This is a genomic window from Myxococcus sp. RHSTA-1-4 (assembly GCF_020037125.1).
Classification (GTDB): Bacteria; Myxococcota; Myxococcia; order Myxococcales; family Myxococcaceae; genus Myxococcus.
In genome coordinates this window covers 15,971-37,958 of sequence record NZ_JAIQDG010000035.1, presented here as the reverse complement: position 1 = coordinate 37,958, position 21,988 = coordinate 15,971, and the positions used below count along the sequence as shown (strand labels likewise).

11 protein-coding genes are annotated in these 21,988 nt (G+C 72.5%); 1 reads left to right on the top strand and 10 read right to left on the bottom strand.

Going from position 1 to position 21,988, the window contains the following annotated elements; all coding sequences use genetic code 11:
* Nucleotides 1–15: 15 nt before the first annotated feature.
* The 3 genes from K8638_RS35480 to K8638_RS35470 all read right to left on the bottom strand — a co-directional run bounded on the left by K8638_RS35480 (nucleotide 16) and on the right by K8638_RS35470 (nucleotide 3,738).
* Nucleotides 16–1,905, bottom strand: a complete 1,890-nt coding sequence (locus tag K8638_RS35480; protein ID WP_223759145.1) for an ATP-binding protein — start codon at nucleotides 1,903–1,905, stop codon at nucleotides 16–18.
* A gap of 27 nt (nucleotides 1,906–1,932) precedes the next feature.
* Nucleotides 1,933–3,285: a general secretion pathway protein GspE gene (locus K8638_RS35475; RefSeq protein ID WP_223759144.1), complete on the bottom strand. Its 1,353-nt coding sequence runs from the start codon at nucleotides 3,283–3,285 to the stop codon at nucleotides 1,933–1,935.
* Between the two features lie 66 nt (nucleotides 3,286–3,351).
* A complete protein-coding gene (locus K8638_RS35470; protein WP_223759143.1) occupies nucleotides 3,352–3,738 on the bottom strand; it encodes a VOC family protein in 387 nt (128 codons plus the stop codon).
* A 12-nt stretch (nucleotides 3,739–3,750) separates the two neighbouring features.
* Between K8638_RS35470 and K8638_RS35465 the strand changes: the two genes are divergently transcribed.
* A complete protein-coding gene (locus K8638_RS35465) occupies nucleotides 3,751–5,136 on the top strand; it encodes a response regulator (RefSeq protein WP_223759142.1) in 1,386 nt (461 codons plus the stop codon).
* On the opposite strand, the gene K8638_RS35460 is transcribed toward K8638_RS35465, so the two are convergent.
* The 7 genes from K8638_RS35460 to K8638_RS35430 all read right to left on the bottom strand — a co-directional run bounded on the left by K8638_RS35460 (nucleotide 5,133) and on the right by K8638_RS35430 (nucleotide 21,876).
* Nucleotides 5,133–8,198 carry an MYXO-CTERM sorting domain-containing protein gene (locus K8638_RS35460; RefSeq protein ID WP_223759141.1) on the bottom strand — a complete coding sequence of 1,022 codons (3,066 nt, stop codon included), beginning with the start codon at nucleotides 8,196–8,198 and terminating at the stop codon, nucleotides 5,133–5,135. The genes K8638_RS35465 and K8638_RS35460 overlap by 4 nt on opposite strands.
* Nucleotides 8,199–8,207: 9 nt before the next feature.
* Nucleotides 8,208–11,813 carry a flagellar motor protein gene (locus tag K8638_RS35455; protein ID WP_223759140.1) on the bottom strand — a complete coding sequence of 1,202 codons (3,606 nt, stop codon included), beginning with the start codon at nucleotides 11,811–11,813 and terminating at the stop codon, nucleotides 8,208–8,210.
* Nucleotides 11,810–13,711 carry a hypothetical protein gene (locus K8638_RS35450; RefSeq protein WP_223759139.1) on the bottom strand — a complete coding sequence of 634 codons (1,902 nt, stop codon included), beginning with the start codon at nucleotides 13,709–13,711 and terminating at the stop codon, nucleotides 11,810–11,812. Before K8638_RS35450 ends, K8638_RS35455 begins: the two co-directional genes overlap by 4 nt.
* 34 nt (nucleotides 13,712–13,745) lie before the next feature.
* The gene (locus K8638_RS35445) at nucleotides 13,746–15,455 is read right to left on the bottom strand and encodes a hypothetical protein (protein WP_223759138.1); all 1,710 of its coding nucleotides are present in this window, start codon (nucleotides 15,453–15,455) and stop codon (nucleotides 13,746–13,748) included.
* Nucleotides 15,456–15,695: 240 nt separating this feature from the next.
* On the bottom strand, nucleotides 15,696–16,664 hold the full coding sequence (locus tag K8638_RS35440) for a FecR domain-containing protein (protein ID WP_223759137.1): 969 nt from the start codon (nucleotides 16,662–16,664) through the stop codon (nucleotides 15,696–15,698).
* A 38-nt stretch (nucleotides 16,665–16,702) separates the two neighbouring features.
* Entirely contained in the window at nucleotides 16,703–18,550 is a 1,848-nt protein-coding gene (locus K8638_RS35435) for an ATP-binding protein (RefSeq protein ID WP_223759136.1), read from the bottom strand.
* A complete protein-coding gene (locus K8638_RS35430) occupies nucleotides 18,547–21,876 on the bottom strand; it encodes a response regulator (protein WP_223759135.1) in 3,330 nt (1,109 codons plus the stop codon). The genes K8638_RS35435 and K8638_RS35430 overlap by 4 nt, the downstream gene beginning before the upstream one ends.
* Between the last annotated feature and the right edge of the window lie 112 nt (nucleotides 21,877–21,988).

Genomic DNA, 21,988 nt, shown 5'->3' with positions numbered 1-21,988 from the left:
ACCCGAGGCGCGGGGTCAGCTCCACAGCAGCGCGCGGAGCCGCTCCGCGTCCACCGGCTTGGTCAGCAACGCGCTGGCGCCGGCCGCGAGGCACTTCTCGCGGTCATCCTTCTGTGCGCTGGCGGTGACGGCGATGATGGGCAGGGCGGTGAAGCGCGGGTCCTGGCGGATGGCGCGCATCGCCTCGTAGCCATCCATCTCCGGCATCCTCAGGTCCATGAGGACGGCGCCCACGTCCGGGTGCGCCCGCAGCGCCGCGACGCCCTCCTTGCCGTTCTCCGCGTGCAGCACCTCCAGCCCCATCCCTTCCAGGAGGCTGGTCAAGGCGAAGCTGGTGCGAATGTCGTCGTCCACGACGAGCACCTTGCGCCCGATGCGCTCCGCGGACGACCGTGCCACCCGGTCGTTCACTGGCCGGGGTTCAGCGGCCGTGACACCGGAGGATGCCGGGGCCCTCTCGGTGTCCTGTGCCCGTGGCGCCTCCTCGATGCCGGGTGGCAGCGGCACCGAGCGCACGGCACGGCTCGTGCCACCCGCGGCCACGCTCTTCGCCTCGCTCGGACCGGCGTACGTCCTGGGCAGGTAGAGGGTGAACGTGCTGCCCTTCCCCGGCTGGCTCTCCACTCGGAGCTCACCGCCCAGAAGCCTCGTGAGCTCGCGGCTGATGGACAGGCCCAGGCCGGTGCCACCGTACTTGCGGCTGGTGCTTCCGTCCGCCTGCTGGAAGGCCTCGAAGATGAGCTGCTGCTTGTCCTCAGGAATGCCGATGCCGCTGTCCACCACGCTGAAGGCGACCACGCTGTCGGCCCGCCGGAGTACCTCGCTGTCGAAGCGAAGCGCCCCACCCCGCACAGGAGCGACGTGCAGGTCCACACGGCCCATGCCGGTGAACTTGAAGGCATTGGACAGCAGGTTCTTGAGCACCTGCAGCAGGCGCAGCGGGTCGGTGCGCATGCCCGCGGGGAGTCCCTCCGCGAGCGTGACGCTGAAGCCCAATCCCTTCTGCTCGGCCACGTGCCGGAAGCTTCGCTCGACGTACTCCTTGACCTCGCCGAGTGACACGTCGCCCGGCTCCACCCGCATCTTCCCGGCCTCCACCTTGGACAGGTCGAGGATGTCGTTGATGAGGTCGAGCAGGTCGGAGCCCGAGGCGTAGATGGTCTTCGCGTAGTCCACCTCCTTCGGGCTGAGGTGGTGGTCCTTGTTCTCCGAGAGGACCCTCGCGAGGATGAGCAGGCTGTTGAGCGGCGTGCGCAGCTCGTGGCTCACGTTGGCGAGGAACTCGCTCTTGTACCGGGACGCGAGTGCCAGCTTCTCCGTGAAGCTCACGTTGTCGTTGAGGTCCTTCCACAGGCCCGACATGCCCTGCGACTCGGGATGCGCGCCGGCCTTTCCTTCCGGGCCCACCTGCTTCGCGACCCGGTTCACCTCGGCGGCGAAGGCCTGGAGCTGGTCCACCATCGTGTTGACGGTGTTCTTGAGCGTGAGCGGCTCGCCACGCACGTCCACGGAGACCTTCTCGGACAGGTCTCCCCGGGCCACCGCTTCGCTCACCCGGGTCAGGTTGCGCACCTGCGCGGTGAGGCTCGCGGCGAGGGCATTCACGCTGTCCCCGAGCTCCTTCCAGATGCCGGACAGGCCCCGCACGTCGACCTGCTCACCCAGCCGCCCCTCGATGCCCACGTCCCGGGCGACACGAATCACCTCTCCGACGAACGCGGAGAGCCGGGTGTTGCGCTCGGCGCTGGTGTTGAAGGTCTCCGCCAGCCGGTCCAGGAGCGGATGCGCGCCGTGCGCCGGAAGGCGGTGGCTGAAGTCTCCCTGGTTGGCGGCCTCCATCGCGGCGAGCAGGGCGCGGAGCTGTGCCTCCTGGCTCGGCGTCTCCCCGCCATTCCTCTCGTCCATGGGAGCCTCCTGATGCGCGGCGATGCCCTATGCGCTCTTCCGGCGCCGCATCATCGCCTCGTACGAGCGGCCCACGCTCTGCGAGAGGATGAGCAGCTCGCCCACGTCCGGCGGGGTGAGCTGGTCCGGCCCGTTGTCCACGTACAGCAGGTGCACCACCTTGCCGCGCACCAGCAGCGGCAGGATGACCGCCGTCGTCGGGAAGCCGCCGCCCAGCAGCTTGTAGAACACCGCCATGGCGGCGTCCCGCTTCACCGGGCCGATGTAGTGCGAGCGCGTGTCCCGCACCAACCGGAACGTGCTCTGCTCCCTCAGCGCCACGCCGATGCGCCGCACCGCGGCCTCGCGCACGCTCGCGCCCATTCCGTGCCAGCCCGTCACCAGGCTGCCCTGCACCGACAGCAGCAGGTTCCGCTTCCACTTGCCCAGCGCGAAGCGCAGCACCGTGCGCGCCACGTCCTCGCGGTCCGAGCTGCGCGCCAGCTCCGCCTGTGCCTCCGCGAAGGTGAGCGGCGTCGGAGGCGGCTCCGGTGGCTGCTGCACCGGCACCTGCGCCGCCGGAGGCACCACCGCGGGGACCGCCGCCATCGGAGCCACCGGCGCCACCGGGCGCTGCGGCTGCGCCACCGGAGGCACCCCGGTGTAGGGCGGCGGCGTCATCGGGAAGGGCTGCGCGGGCACCACCGGAGCCCGAGGCGGCTGCGCCACCGGGGGAGCCACGGGCGCCACCGGCGCCACGGGCGTGGGTACGGGCTCCACCACCTCCACGCCGGTGATGACCTCCTCCGCCTCGCCCAGGTCCCCTTCGTAGTCCGCGCCACCGCGCAGCGCCTGCGCGTAGACGGACTGGAACTCCTCCTCGCTCATCAGGTCTGGCGCCTTCTCGGACGCCTTCGCCAGCTCCGGCGAGCCCGGCTTGGGCCTCGGACGGATGGCGTTCATGTCGATGGCGCGCAGCGGCCGGAACGCCTTGCAGTGGCGGCGCAGCAGCTGGTTCATCCGGAACTCGGGGATGACCACCGGCACCACCCGCTTGCCCGTCTTGAAGGCAATCGCGTCCAGCGTCTCGAAGTCATGCGGGTTGATGACGGCGATGCTCAGCCGCGTCGCGTCCACCCGCATCGGCAGGTATTCCTTGTCGTCCGCGTGGTTCGCCGACACCAGCGCCAGCGCCTTCGGGTCCGGCACCAGCTCCCCGGACGCGTACGCGGTGTTGTGCATCTGCCCGAGCGACTTCGCCAGGTCCTGCTCGGACAGCAGCCCCAGCTCCAACAGGTTCGTCCCCAGCCGGCCGCCCTGCACCACCTGCGCCTCGAGTGCCTCCTCGAGGCCTTCCGCGGTGACGAGACCTTCCTTCAGGAGCAGTTCACCCAGGCGCATGGGCTCCGCTTGTAGCCGTGCCTCGTCCCGCTCCGCAAGCGCGCCCACCCCCCGCGCACGGCGGCGCTAGTCCTCGGGGTGGTGGCTGAGCGCCACGCGGTTGCCCTCCGGGTCCCTCACGTACACCGTCCACCGCGTCTCGTGCTCCAGGGGCACCCCCGCCCGGGCGAAGGCCTCCACCGCCTTCGCCCGGGAAGCCTTCGGAATCCGGAACGCCAGCATCAGCAGGCCCGGCCGGTCATGCCGGAAGGGCAGCGGCTCCGGGTCCACGCCCGCCGCCTCGATGGCCAGGAAGCCCCCCCCGGGCACGCCCACCCAGATGCTCCGCAGGGAGCCGTCCGGCCGGAAATGCCGGGTCAACTCGGGGAAGCCCAGCACCTCCCGGTAGAAGGCGGAGACCCGCTCGATGTCCCTGGCCTGGATGGCCACATGGTGGAAGCCCTGAACGTCCATGGAGCGGATGCTATGGTCTGCGCGCCCATGGCGCGACTGCTCATCGTCGAAGACAACCACGAGCTGGCCTCCCTCATCGTCTCGGCCGCCCAGGGCCGGGGCCACGAGGCACGGGCGGCGTATACCGGCGAGTCCGCCCTGGAGGCGCTCAGCCCCGGCTTGAAGTGGGACGCCGCCCTGGTGGACCTGCTGCTTCCCGACATCCGCGGCAGCGAGGTCCTGGCCGCCCTGCGCGCCCATGGCATCCCCGCCATCGCCGTCAGTGGCGTCTACAAGGGGGACCGCTTCGCCCAGGAGGCCGTCCAGGTCCACGGCGCCCGCGCCTTCTTCGCCAAGCCCTTCGAGCTGAACACCGTCATGGACGCCCTGGAGCAGGCCGCCGGCGCCGCGCCCGTGCCTCGCGCCCCGCCCCCCGTGCCGGAGGAACCCCCACCTTCCGACGAGCTGCTCGACGACGAGGACCTCATCGTGCTGGAGGAGGTCCTCCCCGACTCCGGCGATACCTCCGCGCCCTTGCAGGCCGTCTCCGAGACGGAGGCGCTGCCCATCCCCGACGACGGCGAGCACGCCCTCCCCCTCCCCTTCGAGCACCGCCAGCAGGTGTGGAGCGGCGTCACCTCCCTCGCCGCCCCCGCGCGCGGCACGCTGCCCGAGTGGTCTCTCGGGGGGGATCTCAAGGACACCTCCGTCCCCCGGCTGCTCAATGCCTATTACGAGGCCCGCCACCACGGGGAGCTGAAGCTCAAGCATGGCTCCGTCCTCAAGGTCGTCTATTTCGAGGCCGGCCTCATCGTCTACGCGGCCTCCAACCTGGCCCAGGAGCGCTTCGGCCGCTTCTGCGTCCGCCGGGGCGTGCTGACCGAGTCCCGCCTCGCGGAGGTGGCCGCGCACGCCAGGGAGCACGGCCTGCGCACCGGCGAGGCGATGCTGCGCCTGGGCATCCTGGACGCCGCGCGGCGCCAGCAGCTCCTGGAAGAGCAGGTGAAGGAAATCGTCGGGTCCACCTTCACCTGGACCGAGGGCAACTACGGCTTCAGCGCCATGCGGCCCCAGCGCGCGGACCTGGTGAAGCTGTCCGTGTTCCCCGGTGACCTGGTGCTGGAGGGCGTGGAGAAGACGGAGACGCTGGTGGCGCTGCGCCAGCGAATGCCGCCCTCGCGCCGCCTCTTCCCCACCGCGGACCCGCCCTACGGCCTTCACGAGCTGAAGTTGCACGGGCCCCAGGCGCTGCTGCTCGCGTACGCGGACGGCAGCAAGACGGTGGAGGACCTGCTCGCGCTCACGGATTTGTCCGAGCGGCAGGCGCTCGCCACGCTGCGCGCGCTGGAGCTGCTCGGCGTGCTGGAGGAGCGGCCCGAGGCCCCGAGCCGCCGCCACCGCATCACCTTCGGCCTCTAGCCCTCCGCGCCGGCCCGCCTCCGCCGCAGCAGCCGCGCCAGCGCCACCAGTCCGAACACCGCCGCGCCCGAGCCACCGCCCGAGCACCCGCAGCCGGACGAGGGCGCGTCGGGGATGCTCCCGGACACCAGCACCCGGTTGAGGAACACCTCGCCGCCATGGCGCGCCGAGCCCAGCAGCGCGGGACGGACCACGTACGTCAGCGTGCCGGTGGCTCCGGCCTCCAGCGTGATGCCGTCCACCTCGAAGCCTCCGTCCACCGCCCGCTCCACCACGGGCCGGCCATCCACCTTCACGCTGCCGGGGACCCACTCCACGCCCTCCACGCGCTCCAGGTGGACGAGGCCGCCCACGCGGCACTCCGAGGTGTTGCGCAGCCGCGCCACCACTCCCACGAGGCCCGTCTCCGAGCCCAGGGGCGACTCCGTCTCGTGCACCACGTCCACGAAGGGCGCCACGGTGATGGGCACCACGTGCTCCGTCGTCGCGCTCCTGCCGTCGCCCGCGTCCGCGGTGACGCGCAGGACGACGGACTCACCCACCAGCGCCTCCAGCTCCGTGCCGCTCGTGGCCACGGAGACCTGCTCGCCGGACAACGTGCCCTCCTCGAGCGCGGGACCGGACACCTGCGTCCAGGTGATGGCCACCTCGCGGCAGGCGTTGGAAGGAATCGTCTGCGTGAGCGTGGCCGTCGCACCCTCGCCGCAGCGCGCCTCCAGCGCCTCCCCCTCCAGCGCGCCCAGCGCGGGCTGGAGCGCCTCGGTGGACACGCGCAGCTCCGCCGTGCCCCCGTTGCGCTGGGCTCCGCCGCTCTCCTCGAAGAGCTCGCCCCGGACGACGTACTCCTGGACCGTGCACGCCGCCGGCAGGGGCGGCCTCCAGCTCCCGGGCACGTCCACCACCGCGTCGGCCAGCGTCCCGCCGGCCGTGTCTCGCAGGAACATCCGGGCCTTCAGCGTGTACTCGGCCGGACAGAGCAGCGTCGACCCGAGCTGGATGTCCACCTGACCGTCCCCTCCTCGCACCTCCGTCAGGTTCAACCCCGCCGCGGTGACGTCCTCCACCGGAGGCGCCACGTCCACCCGGACCGTGGACTCGGCCCCCTCCTGCACGCCACCGGCGCCGGTCTCCATGCGGTTCCGGGCGATGAGCTCCAGGCTCGCGCGCGTGCACGCCGCCGCCTCCACCCGGAGCCGCTCGCCCACCACCGGAGACTCCGGCGAAACGGTGCCGCCGTTCGCGTCCTTCACGGAGAGGCCCACGGGCACGGCCATGCCGAGCCGCCACACCGTCTCCACCGGGGGCAGTCCCGCCGTACCGGTACACTCGTGCAGGGCCTCGGGCACCACGTCCACGCCCGCGTCCGGGCCCGAGGCCAGCGCCAGCCTCGCCCCGGGGCCGAAGGGCACGCTGGGCCTGCCCCAGGGCGCCACATCCACCGTGAAGAGCGTGGCCGCGGACCACACGCCGCCCTCATCCCGGGCCTGCACGGTGTACGTGTACGTCGCGCCTTCGGACTGGCACACGACGGCGGGAGGATTGAACGTCGCCGTCCCGGAGCCGTCCGTGACGAGCGCGGGCGTCCCGCTCCACACATAGTCCCTCGGCGGGCACGGGCCCGCTCCCGGGGATGCCGTGAAGACCCTGGCCGAGCCACCCGCGACAGTGGATGCGCGCGAGGGTGACACCCCTGGAGCGGCCGGTCCATTCCGGTTGACGACGCGGACGCTCACCCCTCCATCCACGTCGTGGTCCTTCAGGCCATCCGAGGCGAAGAGCTGCAACACCCGGGTCTCGTCCTTGCAGACCTCCCGCGCGGAGAGCCGCAGCTCCAGCTGGTCCGGCTGCGCCACGGCACTCACGTCCAGCAGGCCCGCCGCCGCCGTCGCATCCATGGAGACACGCACCGCGTCTCCATCACCATCCGTCGCGACGACCTGATGGACGGTGGGCCCGCTGCTCTCGTCGACGTTCAGGGCCCCCGTCCCCGCCGTGAACTCAGGCTTCGCCGCGTTGCTGTAGACGACGACGTTGAATGCGGTCGCGCGGTTCAGCGCGATGGCGCAGAAGGTGGAGTCCACGCAGCTCACCTCCATCGGAGCCCCCGGCAGGCCCGCGAACGCGGGGTGGACGCGCCACAGGGTCCCTGCATCGGCCGCACTGTCCGCGGGGACGGCCCCGAGCACCACGTTGTTCCCGCTGCCGTCCGTTCCCACCGCCAGGCCGTAACCCTCTCCGAGCCTGCTCCCCTTGCCGGTGTTCACGTCCACCGAGGCGATGGACACCGACGGTGAGCCCTGCACCGTTACCGGTGAGAATGGAGAGACGGGCCCGGGAGACGATGGTGGCGTGAGCTGCCCCCGGAAGAGCCCGCTGGCGTTGCCGATGAGCGCGACAGGGTCCGGCCCTTCCGTGGCGAAGAGGTCTACCGTGGAGTGCTCGACGGTCGCAGGGATGCCGGCGACGACGACCTCGGACACCAGGTCATGCCCGCGAAACCAGAGGAGGTGCCGCATGGAACTGTTGTCGGTGACCTGGAAGATCGCATGCGGCGCGCCCCCGTTGGTGTCCGTCACGCCCAGCACATAGGTCGGGCGGTAGGTCGGGTTGACCAGGAGCCTGTCCCACGGCGGACTGGCTGCCTGACCTTCCCCCGAGAAAAGGAGTTCGAGCTCGTCGGGTTCGGTCAGCCCCATCGAGTAGCCGGTGCTCGACGGCGTGATCCGCACCCGCTGGACGTCGTGAAAGGTGGTGTTGGGGTTATCAGCAATACCTCCAGACAGACAGTGGAGGGGCGGGCTGAGCAATGCGCCGTCTCTTCTCACAACGGCGAAGCAGCCGGAGGGGGACAGGAATGTGCCGGGCGCGAAGAACTCGAGGATGTCCCCGGTCACGGTGCCGTTCTCCCAGAGCCGCGCCGCTTCCGTCGTCGCCACCGAGACGACACCGGGCCGCCAGGTATTCACCCACCGGGGGACACCATCCACGCTGAACACGTCCCACTCGGCGGACGCCGCGGTGGCCACACCCAGGCAGAGGCTGAAGACGATGGCGGCGCGCACGGCTTGCTCCTAGTAGGCCACTTCGGCTCGCAGGTAGAGCCGGTCCTGATTCTCCGTCGAGTCGTCCGTCAGACCCAAGCCACTGAAGCCCAGCAGTGTGTACCCGGTGGCGAGTCGTAGACGCTCGTCCACACGGTATGCCACTTCCGCCCTCACGGCGGTCAGCCGCTCGCCCTCCGGGGAGGCGGTCCGCCGCGCCAGCTCGGCTCCCACCTCCAGTCCACCCACCACCCGCACCGCCGGACGCAGCGTGCCGGTCCACACCCAGCGCACGGAGTCCTCCAGGCTGGAGCGGCCCGCGTGCAGCCCCGCGGCCACGGAGAGCCGGTCTCCCACCCGCACCGCGGGCAGCAGCGAGAAGACGTGCAGCCCCCGGTCGCCGAAGGCGGCGCGCGTTCCCGGCAGCAGCTCGCGGGTGAGGCCATAACGTGCCACCAGCAGCCAGGGGCCGGGCCGCCAGGCCACCGCCGCGTAGCCCTCCAGCAGCCGGGCCTCCAGCGCGTCCTCGTTGACGGTGCGGGCGAAGTCCACGCGGCCGGAGGCCGTCACGTCCTCGCGCAGCTCCGCCTGCGCGGCCAGCGCCACCACCGCCTGCACGCGGTCCACCGGAGTCCGGGGGCCCCGCTCCGGAATCCCCTCCTCCCGGCGCAGCTCCACCCGGCCGTCCAGCCGCAGGCGCTCCATCACGAGCTGCCCGAAGACACCGCCCACGTCCCGTTTCAGCTCGCTGTCCACGTCCAGCAGGCTGCGCACGCCCCGCTCGTAGCGGGCGCCCACGCTGAAGCCTCCCGTCACCCGCTGCTGGAGTCCCACCGCGCGCGCCAGCCGCACGGCATTGGTGTCGTGCGCGCCCACGTCCTCCACGAAGAGGGCGGTGCCGCTGTCGGGCAGCTCGGTGCGCGCGCCCGTCAGCGTGCGGCCCCGCCCGAAGTCCGGACCGTCCACGTCCACCGAGTAGCCGCCGTAGTACACGTCCTCGCCGCTGCGCGACTCCACGTTGGCCCACGCGCGCGGGCCCAGCTCCGGCCCCCAGCCGCCGTGCACGCCCACGCGGGTGTCGCGCGCCACGTCCACGTCCGCGCCCACCGAGGTGAAGGTGTCGTCCACCCGGCCCGGGCCCTCGCCATGCAGCGCCAGCGCCTGCCGGTGCGCCGCCCGCAGCAACACCCTGTCCAACAGGCGCAGGGAGCCGGCGACGCCCGCCGACGTCCGGCCGCCGAAGAGCGCCGGGCCCACGCCGGGGACTTCCGCCGCGCTCAGCCGCGAGTCGCGCACCTCCAGGCTCGCGCCCCAGCGCGCTTCCTCCCAGCCCACGCCCGCGGCCAGGGTGCGCGCCGAGAAGGGCGAGTCCACGAAGGGCTCGCGCGGGTCGGCCGAGCGCCGCTCATCCGCGAGCAGCGTCAGGCGCAGGCGCCCCAGCGGCTGCCGCACGCGCAGGGAGCTCTGCCGGAAGCGGGCCGCCTCCGTGTGCGCCCCGTCCGAGAAGCCCTTCGCCCGCAGCCGGAAGGCCGCGTCCACCGCGCCGCCTCCGCCCAGCGGGCCCGGGCCGCGCACCCGCAGGCCCAGCGCCTCGCCGCCCGTGCCGAGCTCCGCCGCGGGCCGCAGGAAGCTCAGGCCGCCGTCGTCCGACACACCGAAGAGGCCCGCCTCCACCGCCGTGCCCCGGCTGGAGGCCACCTCCGCCGTCAGCGTGTACGCGCCCACCGCCGCGCTCGCCCGGCCGGTGTAGAGCGTGTAGGGACTGCCCTCGCGGTCCTCTCGCACCGCGCCCACTCCCACGCGCGCGCCGAGCCACTCGGCCCACACCTCGCCGCCCGCCGCGTCCCTCGCGTCCGCGGGCCGCAGCGCCGCGTAGTCCACCACCAGCACCGGCTCCGGCGACTCCGTGGGCGAGCCCGTGCGCAGCCAGGACTCGCCCGCGAGGAAGGACAGCGGGCGCGCCAGCAGGATGCGGCCGGAGAAGTAGTCGATGTCGTAGTCGCGCCCGCGCACTAGGTGCCGCTCCGCCAGCGGCAGGCCGGTGACGCCATCGCGCACCTCCAGGCGCACCAGCTCCGAGCCCTCGGCCACCGACACCGCGCCCAGGTAGTAGAGGCTGCCGCCGGTGGCGCGCAGCTCCTCGTGGGCGGGCACCGCGGCCAGCGGGCGGCTGGGGTCCGCGAGGCTCCCGCCGAAGGCATCCACGCCCGCGCGCGCCACCGTGTCCGCCGCTCCATCCGTCCTCAGCTCCGCGTAGGGGCCGAAGAGGGGCCGGTGGTAGCGGCCCACCTCGCGGTCGTGCAGCAGCGCCCGGTAGGTGCCCAGGCCTGCGCGTCCGTACTGCTCGTGCCGCGCTTCCAGCCGCAGCCGCCCCTCCGCGGCGTTGGGCGTCAGCGACACCGAGTCGTCGCCCCACTCCGCGGGCGTGAGGTCCGGGTCCGCCCAGCGCTCGAAGCGCTCGGGTACGCGCGGGCGCAGCCAGTCCGGCAGGCTGGCGCCGTGCAGCGTGCGCCCGTCCGTGTCACGCAGGTCCAGCTCGCCCACCAACTCGAATTCGCCCAGCCGCGCTTCCACGTGCGCGGAGCCCCGGCCGCGAAGCTGCACGTCGCCGTCCGCGGGCGCCCAGGTGGCCTCCACGTCCAGCAGGCCCACGGCGAAGGGGCGCGCCGTCGCGGCAATCTCCAGCGTCTCGGCGCGCGGCGGCTCGCCCGGCACCTCCAACTGGAGCGGCACCGCGTTGCGGCCCGGCGCCAGCGCCACCGGCACCTCCACGCTTCCCTCCGGCCCCACCACGCGCTCGCCCTCGGGCGTGCGCACCCGCGTGCCCTCCGGTGCCGCCACGCGCACCCGGGTGGTGCCGCTCGGCGCGGGCTCATCCCGGCCCGCGGGAAGCTGGAGCGAGCCCGCGGGCTCCATCGGCCGCGGCGCCACCAGCCACCCGCCGTCGCGGGCCACCACGTCCACCCGCTGGCGGAAGAGGCGCACCGCGCCGTCCGGTGCGGTGGCGGTGATGGCCAGCGCGTTCTCCCCGGCCACCAGCGGCACGAGCGCGCGCCACGCGCCCTCCGCGTCCACCTCCGCCTCCACGCCCGACACGGTGACGCGGTCTCCCGTCGCCGCCTGTCCGGCCACGCGGAAGCGCACCGCGCCCTCGCCCGCCACCAGCTCCGCCACCGGCGGCGCCGACGCGTAGGAGAGCACCACCGGCGGCGCCTCCACGGCCACGTCACGCACGGCGAAGTCCTGGAGGACGACGGCGCCCCACGGCACCTCCACCGTCGCGGCCTCCGGGCTCACCCGTGTGGCCGCCGGCAGCGAGCGCGGGTCTACCTTCAGACGCTGGCGCCCCGGGCGCAGGTGCAGTCCGCCGGTGGCGTCCGGCACGCGCGAGTCCACGCCGTTGACGTGGTAGCGGCCCCGCGCGTCCGTGCGCACCTCGCGGCCGGTGGTCAGCACCAGCCGCACGTCCGGCAGGCCCGGCTCCTCGGGGCCACAGCGTCCGTCGCCGTCCACGTCCCGGCACACCCGGCCGGCGATGGTGGAGGCCAGCGACGCCGTGTCCGCCGTCAGCCCCTGCGCCGCCGCCCCCAGTGGGGGCAGCACCAGGGCCGCGAGCAGTCCTGTCAGCCGCCTCATGGCCGCACCTCGGCCACCGCCGTTACTCCCGTCGTCACGTCCGCCACGGAGACACCCACCGGGCCCCTGGCCCGTACCGTGAAGGAGGTGCGCCCGCCGCGGACCTCCTCGTCCACGCGCTCGCCTCCGGACAGCGCCACATGCACCCTGCGCCCCTCCAGCACCTTCCCGCGCGCGTCCTCCACCCAGTACGTCACGCGAGTCCCCTCCACCTTCAGTCTCACATTGACGGGGACCTCGGGAGCCAGCCGCACCCGCTGCGACACGGCGTCCGGCACGAGCGCCGCCTCCAGCGGGTACACCGGCCCGTCCACCCCGAGCACGTGCACCGTGCGCGTCAGCCCCGGCCACACCGCGTGCGTCACCTCCAGCGTGCCGGGCCGGAGCGGGCCCAGGCGCAGCGTGCCGTCCGCGCCCGTCACCACTGGCTGGCCATTCACGCGAAGCGGCTGCGCGGGCACCGGCAGCCCCGCCAGGTCCGACACGCCCGCGTGCAGCGCGCCGCCCTCCCGCCACACGGCGATGCGCGCGGGCTCGCTCCCCGCGGGGCCCCAGGCGCGCGCCGACAGCGTCACCTCTCCCGCCCCGCCGGAAGGCGGCGGCGCCCAGGTGCTAGTGAAGGTGCCCGGCGGCGATTCCACCGGCGGCGAGAAGGTGCCCACTGGAGCCTGCTGCTCCACCACCGCGCCGGGCCGGGGCCGGCCGAAGGTGTCACTCGCCGTCACCCGGACTTCCGTGCTGGAGCCGTGGTGCACCAGCACGTCGGACACGGCCAGGCCCACCTCCGCCACGGGCCCCTGCACGAGCTGCAGCTCCAGTTGCTCGCGCGAGCCGGCGCCGCGCTGGGGCCACGCCGCGTCGATGCGCTCGTCCCCGGCCAGCGCGCGGGGCGCGGTGTAGCGCCACTCCAGCAGGCCTCCCGGCGCGCGCTCCGGGCCCGTCAGGGTGCCGTGGCGTGCCTGGGCCGTCACCTTCGCGTCCTCCACGGGCCGGCCCATCGGGTCGCTGGTGGCGCACACGAGCCGCGCCCGCGAGGCACCATCCGCCGGCAGCCGCTGCGGCTGGAGCACGCACGCCAGCCCGTCGGTGGGCGGCAGCATCAGGTCGATGGGCATGCGCCGCACGTTGCCCGCCCGGTCCACCACACGGCCCTGGCCGAAGCGGTGGCCCGGCGGGACGATGATGGGGAGGCGGAAGCGGCCGTCCGGTCCCGCCGCCACCGGACCGAACTGCTCACCCGCGATGTCGATGGCAATCTGCGCGTCCGGCTCGGTGGTGCCCGGCAGCGTCACCGACGCGGCCAGCGGCACCAGCACCCGGCCGTAGGCACCGTGGATGGACTGCGGGCTGGGCCACGCGGAGAACGCCACCAGGATGGCCACCTCCGGGTAGCGCGTGTCCGGCAGGACGTAGCGGGCGCGGTAGGTGCCGGGCCCGGTCCGCTCCAGTCCCTCCACCCGGCCAGTGCTGGCACGCACCACCGGCGGCGCCCCGCTGTCGTCGTCGGTGCCATCCGGCCGCACGAGCCGCACGGTGAGCAGCGCCTCCTTGTCCCGGCCCTTCACCGGCGCGGGCGGCTCCAGCGCCAGCCGCACCTCGGTGGCCGGCGGCCCCAGCACGTAGCGCGCCCGCACCTCCAACCCGTCCACGCGGGCGCGCACCACCACGTCCCTCGCGCCCGGACGGGGCACCACCACGAAGGTTCGCAGCGGCGGTTGCGCGGGGCCGTCCCGCAGCTCCGCGCCCTCGGCCACCACCGCGGCAGCGCCCACCGGCACCGGCGCGCCCGAGGCATCCTTCCTCACCAGCGCCACGGGGAAGCCGTCCGGCGCCACGGCGGACGAAGGCCCGAGAAGCTCGAGCGTGTCCGCCCAGGCCGGGGCGCACCACAGCAACAACAGTGAGAGGAGGAACCGGTTCAGGCAGCTCAGTCTACAGGGCGCCGCCCCTGCGCCGAAGTCCCTTCCGCACGCGCACCACCGCGCGCCTGGGTCGCGCCAGCCACAGCGCCAGCACCATCATCCCCACGAGCGCCATCAAGCCGCCGCCCGTGCTGCTGCAACCCCCGTTGCCCGGGCCGGGCTCCGGCGTCTGGCCCTCGGGGCTGAAGGTCATGGATGACACCGCCTCGGAGGCCTCGTCCTGGGGCGTCACGGGCGTCACGGGCTGGCCGGGGATGATCTCCATCCCCGGAGCGGCCTCCTCGCCGGCGTCCTGCGTCTCCTCACAGGCCGGCGGCATGCCGTAGACGCGGAGGCGGAAGGCACTTCCAGGGCTTCCGGAGATGACCGCCGTCAGCGTGTTGGTGTTCTCGCTGCTCATCACCATGCCCACGGCGATCAGCGGCATGTCCGGCTTGAAGTGGGAGGGGTTCACCTTCTCGTGCTCGTTCAGCCACACCCATCCGGAGGTGGCGGGCTCGGCGTCCTGGCCGTTGTCCACGCACAGCACGCCCACGCCCGTGCCCTCGAAGTCGAGCGACATGCCATTGGACTCGCCGGTGGTGCGCACCAGCCGTGTCGACGTCAGCAGCGGCCAGTTCTGGGGGTCCACGCACACGTCGATGGGAAGCCGCCCCTCCTTCGTGGAGGTCTGGCAGGGCGCCTCCTCCGGCAGGCGGAAGGTGAAGGAGTGCACGTTGAAGTCGCCGTTCTCCGCCGCCGTCCACACCACCCGCACCGTGCCGTCCGGGGACATGCTCAGGTCATTGAGGTTCTCGTTCTCCGGCCCCTGGGTCAGCATGTACAGCGCCTGCGACCGCAAGTCGTAGAGGGCGATGTCGAAGTCGCTCTTGTCCGGGGCCCTCCGCTCGAAGGCCACCAGCGAGCCGCTGATGCTGGGGTTGGCGTCCAGGCCCGGCAGCTCCAGCCGCTGCTCGGCGCCGCCGCCCACCGGCTTCCAGTAGATGTCCCGGTCCGCCACGCCCTCCACCGTGCGCGTGCTGGCGTAGACCACCACCTGGCCGTTGGTATCCGGCTGCGACTCCTCGCCCTCGGTGCCGGTGAGCGCCTGGGTGGTGAGGCCGGTGTCCGTCCACCGCGCCTCCCAGATGTCGCAGGCCAGGCCCTGCATGTTGCACTTGGCCCAGACCACCGTCCTTCCGTCGGGGGCCACCGCCGGCGTGCGGTCCTGCTGGTCGTCGACCGTGAGCCGCGTCAGGATGCCCCGGTCCAGGTCATACGCGGCGATCTCCGGCTGCAGCGTGTTGCCGGTATAGCCGAAGTCCTGCCACGCCACCGTGCGTCCGCCAATGACCGCCGCCCGCCGGCTGCTGCCCTCCTGGGGCGCCAGCTCCACCGGCGTGGACTCGGTGCTCACGTCGAACGTGTAGATGGCGCTGCCCGTGCCCACGCGGGTGAAGACCACCGTGTCCCCACTCACGTCGGACACGAAGTCGAACGCGCCGTTGTTGGGGATGGCCGCGTCCCTCCCCGCCACCAGGTCGTGGTAGCGGATCTCACTCCTGCCTCCGGATTCGTTCGTATAGGCCACCAGCGGCCCGCTGACGTGCGGGTCCGTCTGGTCCCCCGGCCCCCCATTGACGACCGTCCGCGTGCCGCTGATGGGCGCGCGCGCCTCGGGGATGACGGCGAAGGACAACGCGGGGAAGAACCAGGCGACCAGGGCCAGAGTCCGCAGCATCGGAAACGACCTCCCGGAGACTCCGAGACAAACGACCCACGCCCCGCACAAGGCACAGTGGGCCCGGAACATCCGGTGCTGGCTTCCCACGGCGGTCACGGCCGGCCGTACTTCAGGCCCCGCGGCTTTGCGCACCAGGACTTTCGTCCTGGATTGCCCTTGAACAGGAACGTCTGGAGGGGAGTGTATGGAGCACGCTCGCCAGGGGTCAAGGCGAGCGTCCGATTGACCGACACGGTTCTACCGGGAAGCGTCGTTTGCCTGATTCCAGATGTCCTGGGTGTCCGTCTTCAGGGGGGGTGGCGTGGTGTCCACCACCACCTCCTGACGCTCCCGCTGTTCAATACGGCCCACTCCGACGGCGCGGACATCCACCGTGTTCCGGCCCTCGCGCAGGGACAGCTTGCGCTCGAAGTGGCCCTGGGCGTCCGGGGTAATGGAGACACCGTCCACCTCCACGCGGCTGCCGGGGTCGGTCTGCCCGCGGACGACGAGCCCGCGCTCGCGCCGGGTGCGCTCCGCGGGCCAGTCCACCTTGAGGAGGAGGCTGCTGGGGATGGGCGCGGGCTCGGAGGGCGCGTGCCCGGGGCGGATGACGGCCTGCTGGCCCGCGCGGACGATGACCACCTTGCCCTGCCCGAGCAGCGTCACCTCGCCCTCGCGCGTGCCCACCGCCACGGTGCCGCGGCCGTTGTTGCTCATGGTGAAGGCGCCGCTCTGCTCGAGCGTGGCCACCGCGTCGGCGTTCGCCGCCTTCACCTCGAAGGTGTGCCGCTGCCCGGGGCGCACGACGGCTGTCGCCATACCGTTGGCGAGCAGGATGCGGGACACGGACTCCGTCAGCCACTCCACGGAGATTTCCGTGCCGGGGTCCATGCGAACCTCCACGGCCTTGCCGCCGATGAGCATGGCGTACGAGCCGTCCTGCGTGCGCACCTTCTCGTTCTGGCGCAGCGTGGTGCCCACCGTCGCCGCGCGCCAGGTGCCGTCCGAGTGCAGCACCTCCACGGTGCCGGACACCTCGGTGATCTCCAGCTCCAGCGGCTTCTTCTCCACCGGAGCCTGCACGGCCACGGGCGGAGGAGGAGGTGGTGGCGGCGGAGGCGGCTCTCGAAGGAAGACGAACCACCCGGCCGGCAGCGCCGCGAGGATGAGCAGCAGGCCGACGAGGAAGGGCGTCTGGCGCCGGGATGGGCGGGAATCGGCCATGGGCAGCCTCCCTAGCTATCACACCCCCGCCCGGGGGCTCACGCCTTCGGCAGCATCACCGTGAAACAGGCCCCCTGCCCTGCTTCCGAGCGCACCTCGATGGTGCCCTTCGCCTCCGTCACCACGCGCCACACCACGCTCAGCCCCAGCCCCACGTTGGACCACACGTCCTTGGTGGTGAAGAAGGGCTCGAAGATGCGGGGGCGGATGTCCGGGGCAATGCCCTTGCCGGTGTCCTCCACCTCCAGGAAGGCCCGCCCGTCGCGCTCCCCGGTGCGCAGGGTGAGGCGCTTGACGGGTGCCTTCAGCATCGCCGTGCGCGCGTTGGACAGGAGCGCCAGCACCACCTGGGACAGGTGCCCCGGGTCCGCGCGCACGCGGCCCAGGCCCTGGCCCAGCTCCGTGACGAGGGTGATTCCCTCGCCGCGCGTCTGGTGCTCGGTGAGGCTGAGCGCGTCGCGCACCACGGCGTTGAGGTCCACCGGCCGCAGCTCCGCGCGCTCGCGCTGCTGGGAGAAGCGCAGCAGGTTCTGGGTGATTTCCTTGCAGCGCTTGGCGCTCTGCTCGATTTTCCGCAGCGTCTCCAGGTCGGGGTCGGCGTCGGCGCGGTCCAGCATCAGGAGCTGCACGTTGCCGAGGATGCCGGCCAGCGGGTTGTTGATTTCGTGCGCCACACCCGCGCCGAGCTGCCCCACCGCGGCCAGCTTCTGCGCCTCCAGGAGCTGGGCCTGGGCGGCCTTCAACTCGGAGGTGGCCTCCTCCACCCGGGCGCGCAGGTCGTCGTTCCACCGCAACAGCCGGGTGCGCGCCGCCTCCAGCTCGGCGCCCATGCGGTTGAAGGTGGTGGCCAGCTCGCTCAGCTCGTCATGGCCCTCCACCTTCACGCGCTTGTCCAGCTCCCCGCGCCCGTACGCCTCGGCACCGGCCACCACGTCCGCCAGCCGGCGGTTGAGGCGGCGGGTGAAGAGGGCTCCCAGCCCGAGCAGCACCACGAAGGTGGCGCCGATGGAGGCCAGCACCGTGCGCCGCATGGCGCGCACCGGGGCCAGCGCGGTGGCCTCGTCCACCTCCACCACCACGTCGAAGCGCAGCCCCTGCGGCACTCGCGCCACGCTCACCCGCCGGGCGGGCGCCTCCACGCGGAAGCTGCGCACGGCGTCCGGCAGCGGGGCGGTGGGGGTGAGCAGGTGCGCGGCCAGCTCCGGCGCCAGCACCTTCATCCGCCGCTCCGGCTCCGAGCTGGCCAGCACGCGCCGCGACTCGTCCACCAGGTCGATGCGCCCCAGGCCGCCGGCCGCGCGCCTGCGCAGCACCGTCTCCAGCGAGGTGAAGACCACCTCCGCCACGGCGTAGGGGGCGCGCTCTCCGTCCGCCAGCTTCACCGCCACGGCCACCGCCGCGCGCCCGTCCTCCGTGTGCACGTACGCGCTGCCCAGCGCCACCTGCCCCTTGCCTCCACCGCGCAGCGTCTGCACCGGCATGGAATGCACCAGCCGCTCCAGCCCGTCCGCCATGAAGGCCGGGTGTCCGTCCACGGCCTGGGGGCGGAAGACGGGCGTGCCCAGCGGGCGGCCGTCCGCGTCCAGCTTCAGCACCGCGCTCACCGCCGGGGACTGGCGGTACAGCAGCCGCAGGCCGCCCTCCGTCTCCGCCTCGGTGGCGGCCTCCCAGTCGAAGGACTCCGCCGAGCGGGCCAGCGCGTCCACCACCTCCATCAGCGAGGCGCTCACGGCCTCCGCGGTGGCGGCCGCCTGGTCGCGCTGCGCGGCGTCGATGCCGCGGGCCAGCTCGGCCTCGGCGCGCGAAAGCAATAGGAATCCGACCGCGGCGAGGGGGAGCACCGTCGCGGCCAGCATGAAGAGGACGAGCTGCTGGTAGAGCCTCATCCGGCCACGGAGCGTACCACCCGCTCCCGGTCGCTGCGCAGGAAGACGGAGCCGGCAATCGCCTTGGCCCGCTTCTTCATGTCCGCCGCGCGACGCGCCAGCTCCGCGTGGTCCTGGGTGCCGTCCGTCATCACCGCCACCACGGACACGCTCATGATGGGGAAGCGCCGCTTCTCCCCGAAGCGGTCCTCCGCCTCGATGTGGCCGCGCTCCCGGTCCTGCCGGTCGTAGTAGAGCGGAATGATTCTGTCGAAGGTCTCGATGGCCTTCTGGCAGATGCGGTCCACCGACTCCGTCGAGGTGATGAACACGAAGTCGTCACCGGCCACGTGGCCCAGGAAGTCCCCGGGCGCGCCCTCCTGCGCGAAGATTTCCCGCATCAGGTCGCCCGTCTGGCGCACCACGCCGTCCGCCTTCGCGAAGCCGTAGTAGTCGTTGTAGGCCTTGAGGTTGTCCAGGTCGAGGTAGCAGAAGGCGAAGGGCCGCCGCGCCATCAGCCGCCGCTGCACCTCGCGCTCAATCGCCGTGGAGCCCGGCAGCTGCGTGGTGGGCGAGGCGGACAGCTCCTGCTCCCGCCGCCGCATCACGCTCTCCACGCGCGCGCCCAGCTCCAGCGCGTCGAAGGGCTTGGTGAGGTAGTCGTCACCGCCCAGCTTGAGGGCGCGCACCTTGGAGGACGTCTCCGCGCGGGCGGAGATGAAGATGACGGAGATGTGGCCGCTGGCGCGCTCGGCCTTGATTTCCTCCAGGAAGACGAAGCCGTCGCCGTCCGGCAGCGTCACGTCCAGCAGGACGACGTCCGGCCGGCGCTCGCGCAGGGAGCGGCGCCCCTCCTCGATGGAGCCCGCGAGCGCCACGTCGAAGCCGATGTTCTCCAGCACCTCGCGGCAGATGGTGGCGATTTTGATGTCGTCGTCCACCACCAGCACGCGCCCGTGGGCCGGGCCCGCGCGGCCGCGCACCAGCGAGTCCACCGTGGCCAGCAGCTTGTCCGGCGCCAGCGGGCGCACCAGGAAGGCATCCGCCCCGGCGCGGAAGGCGCGCTGGCGCTCGTCGAAGGCGGACGTCAGCAGCAGCGGAGCGCGGCGCGTCTCCGGGTCGTGCCGGAGGATTTCCGCCAGCCGCAGCCCGTCCACGTCCGGCAGGCGCACGGACACCAGCACCATGTCCGGGTGGTACTTGCGCGCGGCGGCCACGCCCTCGTCCGCGCTGAAGGCCAGCCGCACGTCGTAGCCGCGCGCCGTCATCAGCGCCTTGGCGATGAAGCCCACCTCCGGCTCGCCCTCGATGACCAGCACCCGGCCCCGGTTCTCCTTCCGGCGGGGCTGCGCCGGCACCTCCGCCGACTCGTCGGGGTGGCGCAACTCGGGCGGCGGCTCGGTGGGCAGCACCGCCATGAAGCGCACGCCCTCCACGCACGGCTCGCACCAGATGCGGCCGCCGTGGGCCTCCACGATGTTGCGGCAGATGGCCAGCCCCAGGCCGGTGCCGCGCACGGTGCGGTTGGCCTGGGTGCGCGCCTGCTCGAAGCGGTCGAAGATGCGCTCCAGGCTGTCCTCGGCGATGGAGTCGCCGCTGTTCCAGCAGGAGATGACCACGTAGCCCGGCAGGCTGGAGGTGGCGTGCAGCTCCACCCGCACGTCGCCGCCCTCCGGGGTGAACTTCACCGCGTTGTTGAGCAGGTTGTTGAAGACCTGGTTGAGGCGGTTCGGGTCCGCCATCACCCGCAGCGGGTGCCGCGGGAGGATGGACTTCACCAGGATGCGCTTCTCGCCGAAGGCCGGCTGGTACTTCTCCACCACGCGTTGAATCAGCTCGTCCAGGTACGCCACCTCGAAGTTCATCCGCAGGCGGCCCTTGGCGAACTTCGACAGGTCCAGCAGGTCGTCGACGATGCCGTTGAGCTTCTCGGTGGAGTCCTTCGCCAGCGACAGGTAGCGGCGCTGCCGCTCGTTGATGTCGCCGGCCATGAAGTTGAGCACCAGGTCCAGCGCGCCGGAGATGGACGTGAGCGGCGTGCGCAGCTCGTGGCTCACCATGGAGACGAACTCGTCCTTGCGCTCCTCCAGGCGCTTCTGGTCGGTGATGTCGCGCAGCACCACGCACACCCCGCGCAGCGTGCCGCGCGCATCGCTCACGGGCGTGACGGTGACCTGCACGTGCCGCTCGAAGAGCTTCACCTCCTCGCGCAGCGCCTGGCTGCCGCTGAACTCCCAGCCGCGCACCAGGTGGAAGGGCTGGAAGCCCAGCCGCTCCTCCATCATCTTCGTGGTGAAGTCCGCCGCGTCGTCCCCCGCCTGCAACAGGCGCCGCGCGGCCGGGTTCATCACCACGAGGTCGTTCTTCTCGTCGGTGAGGACCACGCCGTCCGCCATGGACTCCACCATGCGCTCCATGCGGTGGCGGGCTTCCTCTTCCGCCGAGCGCAGGGACTGGATGGCGTCCGCCGTCTGGTTGGCCAGCACGTCTAGGAGGACGCCGTCGTCCTCGGTGAAGGCGTCCGGCCGCTGGCTGAACAGCGACAGCATGCCCACCGGGCGCCCGCCGGCCACCAGGTTCACCGTGAGCTGGCTCGGGTAGACGGTGGCCGCGGTGGCGTCCTGCGTGGTGGTGCCGGCCACGCGGGTGATGACGCGGTCCTCCGGCAGGAGCAGGCCGCTGCTCTTGCGGTATGCGCCGAGCATGGACTCCTTCACGCCCAGCAGCGCCTGCTCTCCCACCGTGCCCTGGCAGCGCAGCCGCAGCGTGGCGCTGCGCGACTCGTCCGGGGCGATGAGCGCCGCGCCGCAGTCGTACGGCAGCACCCGCGCCACGGCGATGAGCACCCGGTCGATGATGTTGTCGTAGCTGGCCGGGTCGTTCGCGGACGCGCGGCTCACCTCGTAGAGGACGAAGAGCGCCTCCACGCGCTGGTGGAGCTGGCGGATGAGCCGCTCCTTGTCCCGGCGCAGCTGGGTGAATTCCACCGCGTTCTTCACGGTGATGAGCAGGTCGTTCACGTCCCACGGCTTGGTGATGTACCGGTACACCTGGCCGCGGTTGATGGCCGCGATGATGTCCTCCGGGTCCGTGTACCCGGTGAGCAGCAGCGTGGTGACGTCGAGGCCCTCCGCGCGCGCGGTGGCCACCAGCTCGATGCCGGACATCTCCGGCATCCGCTGGTCCGTGACGAGCACGTCCACCGGCTCGCGCCTGAGGATTTCCAGTGCCTCCGGCCCGCTCGTGGCCGTGAGGACGCGATACCGGCGTTGGAACATCCGCGTGAGGATGTCCAGGACGTCGGCCTCGTCATCAACGAACAGCAACGTGTGGCGGGGCTCGGACAAGGCGGGTGGAATTGTACGCAGAGATCAACGTCCTTCCTCAAGGTGTGAGAAAGGCGACTGTCGAGCACGCACGGTGAGTGCGCGGGGGGGCACCGGACGGATTGACTCTACA

Coding starts and splice junctions, on each gene's coding strand:
- K8638_RS35475 (WP_223759144.1), bottom strand. CDS start 3,285: ATGCGCCTGGGTGAACTGCTCCTGAAGGAAGGTCTCGTCACCGCGGAA.
- K8638_RS35465 (WP_223759142.1), top strand. CDS start 3,751: ATGGTCTGCGCGCCCATGGCGCGACTGCTCATCGTCGAAGACAACCAC.
- K8638_RS35480 (WP_223759145.1), bottom strand. CDS start 1,905: ATGGACGAGAGGAATGGCGGGGAGACGCCGAGCCAGGAGGCACAGCTC.
- K8638_RS35440 (WP_223759137.1), bottom strand. CDS start 16,664: ATGGCCGATTCCCGCCCATCCCGGCGCCAGACGCCCTTCCTCGTCGGC.
- K8638_RS35435 (WP_223759136.1), bottom strand. CDS start 18,550: ATGAGGCTCTACCAGCAGCTCGTCCTCTTCATGCTGGCCGCGACGGTG.
- K8638_RS35445 (WP_223759138.1), bottom strand. CDS start 15,455: ATGCTGCGGACTCTGGCCCTGGTCGCCTGGTTCTTCCCCGCGTTGTCC.
- K8638_RS35455 (WP_223759140.1), bottom strand. CDS start 11,813: ATGAGGCGGCTGACAGGACTGCTCGCGGCCCTGGTGCTGCCCCCACTG.
- K8638_RS35470 (WP_223759143.1), bottom strand. CDS start 3,738: ATGGACGTTCAGGGCTTCCACCATGTGGCCATCCAGGCCAGGGACATC.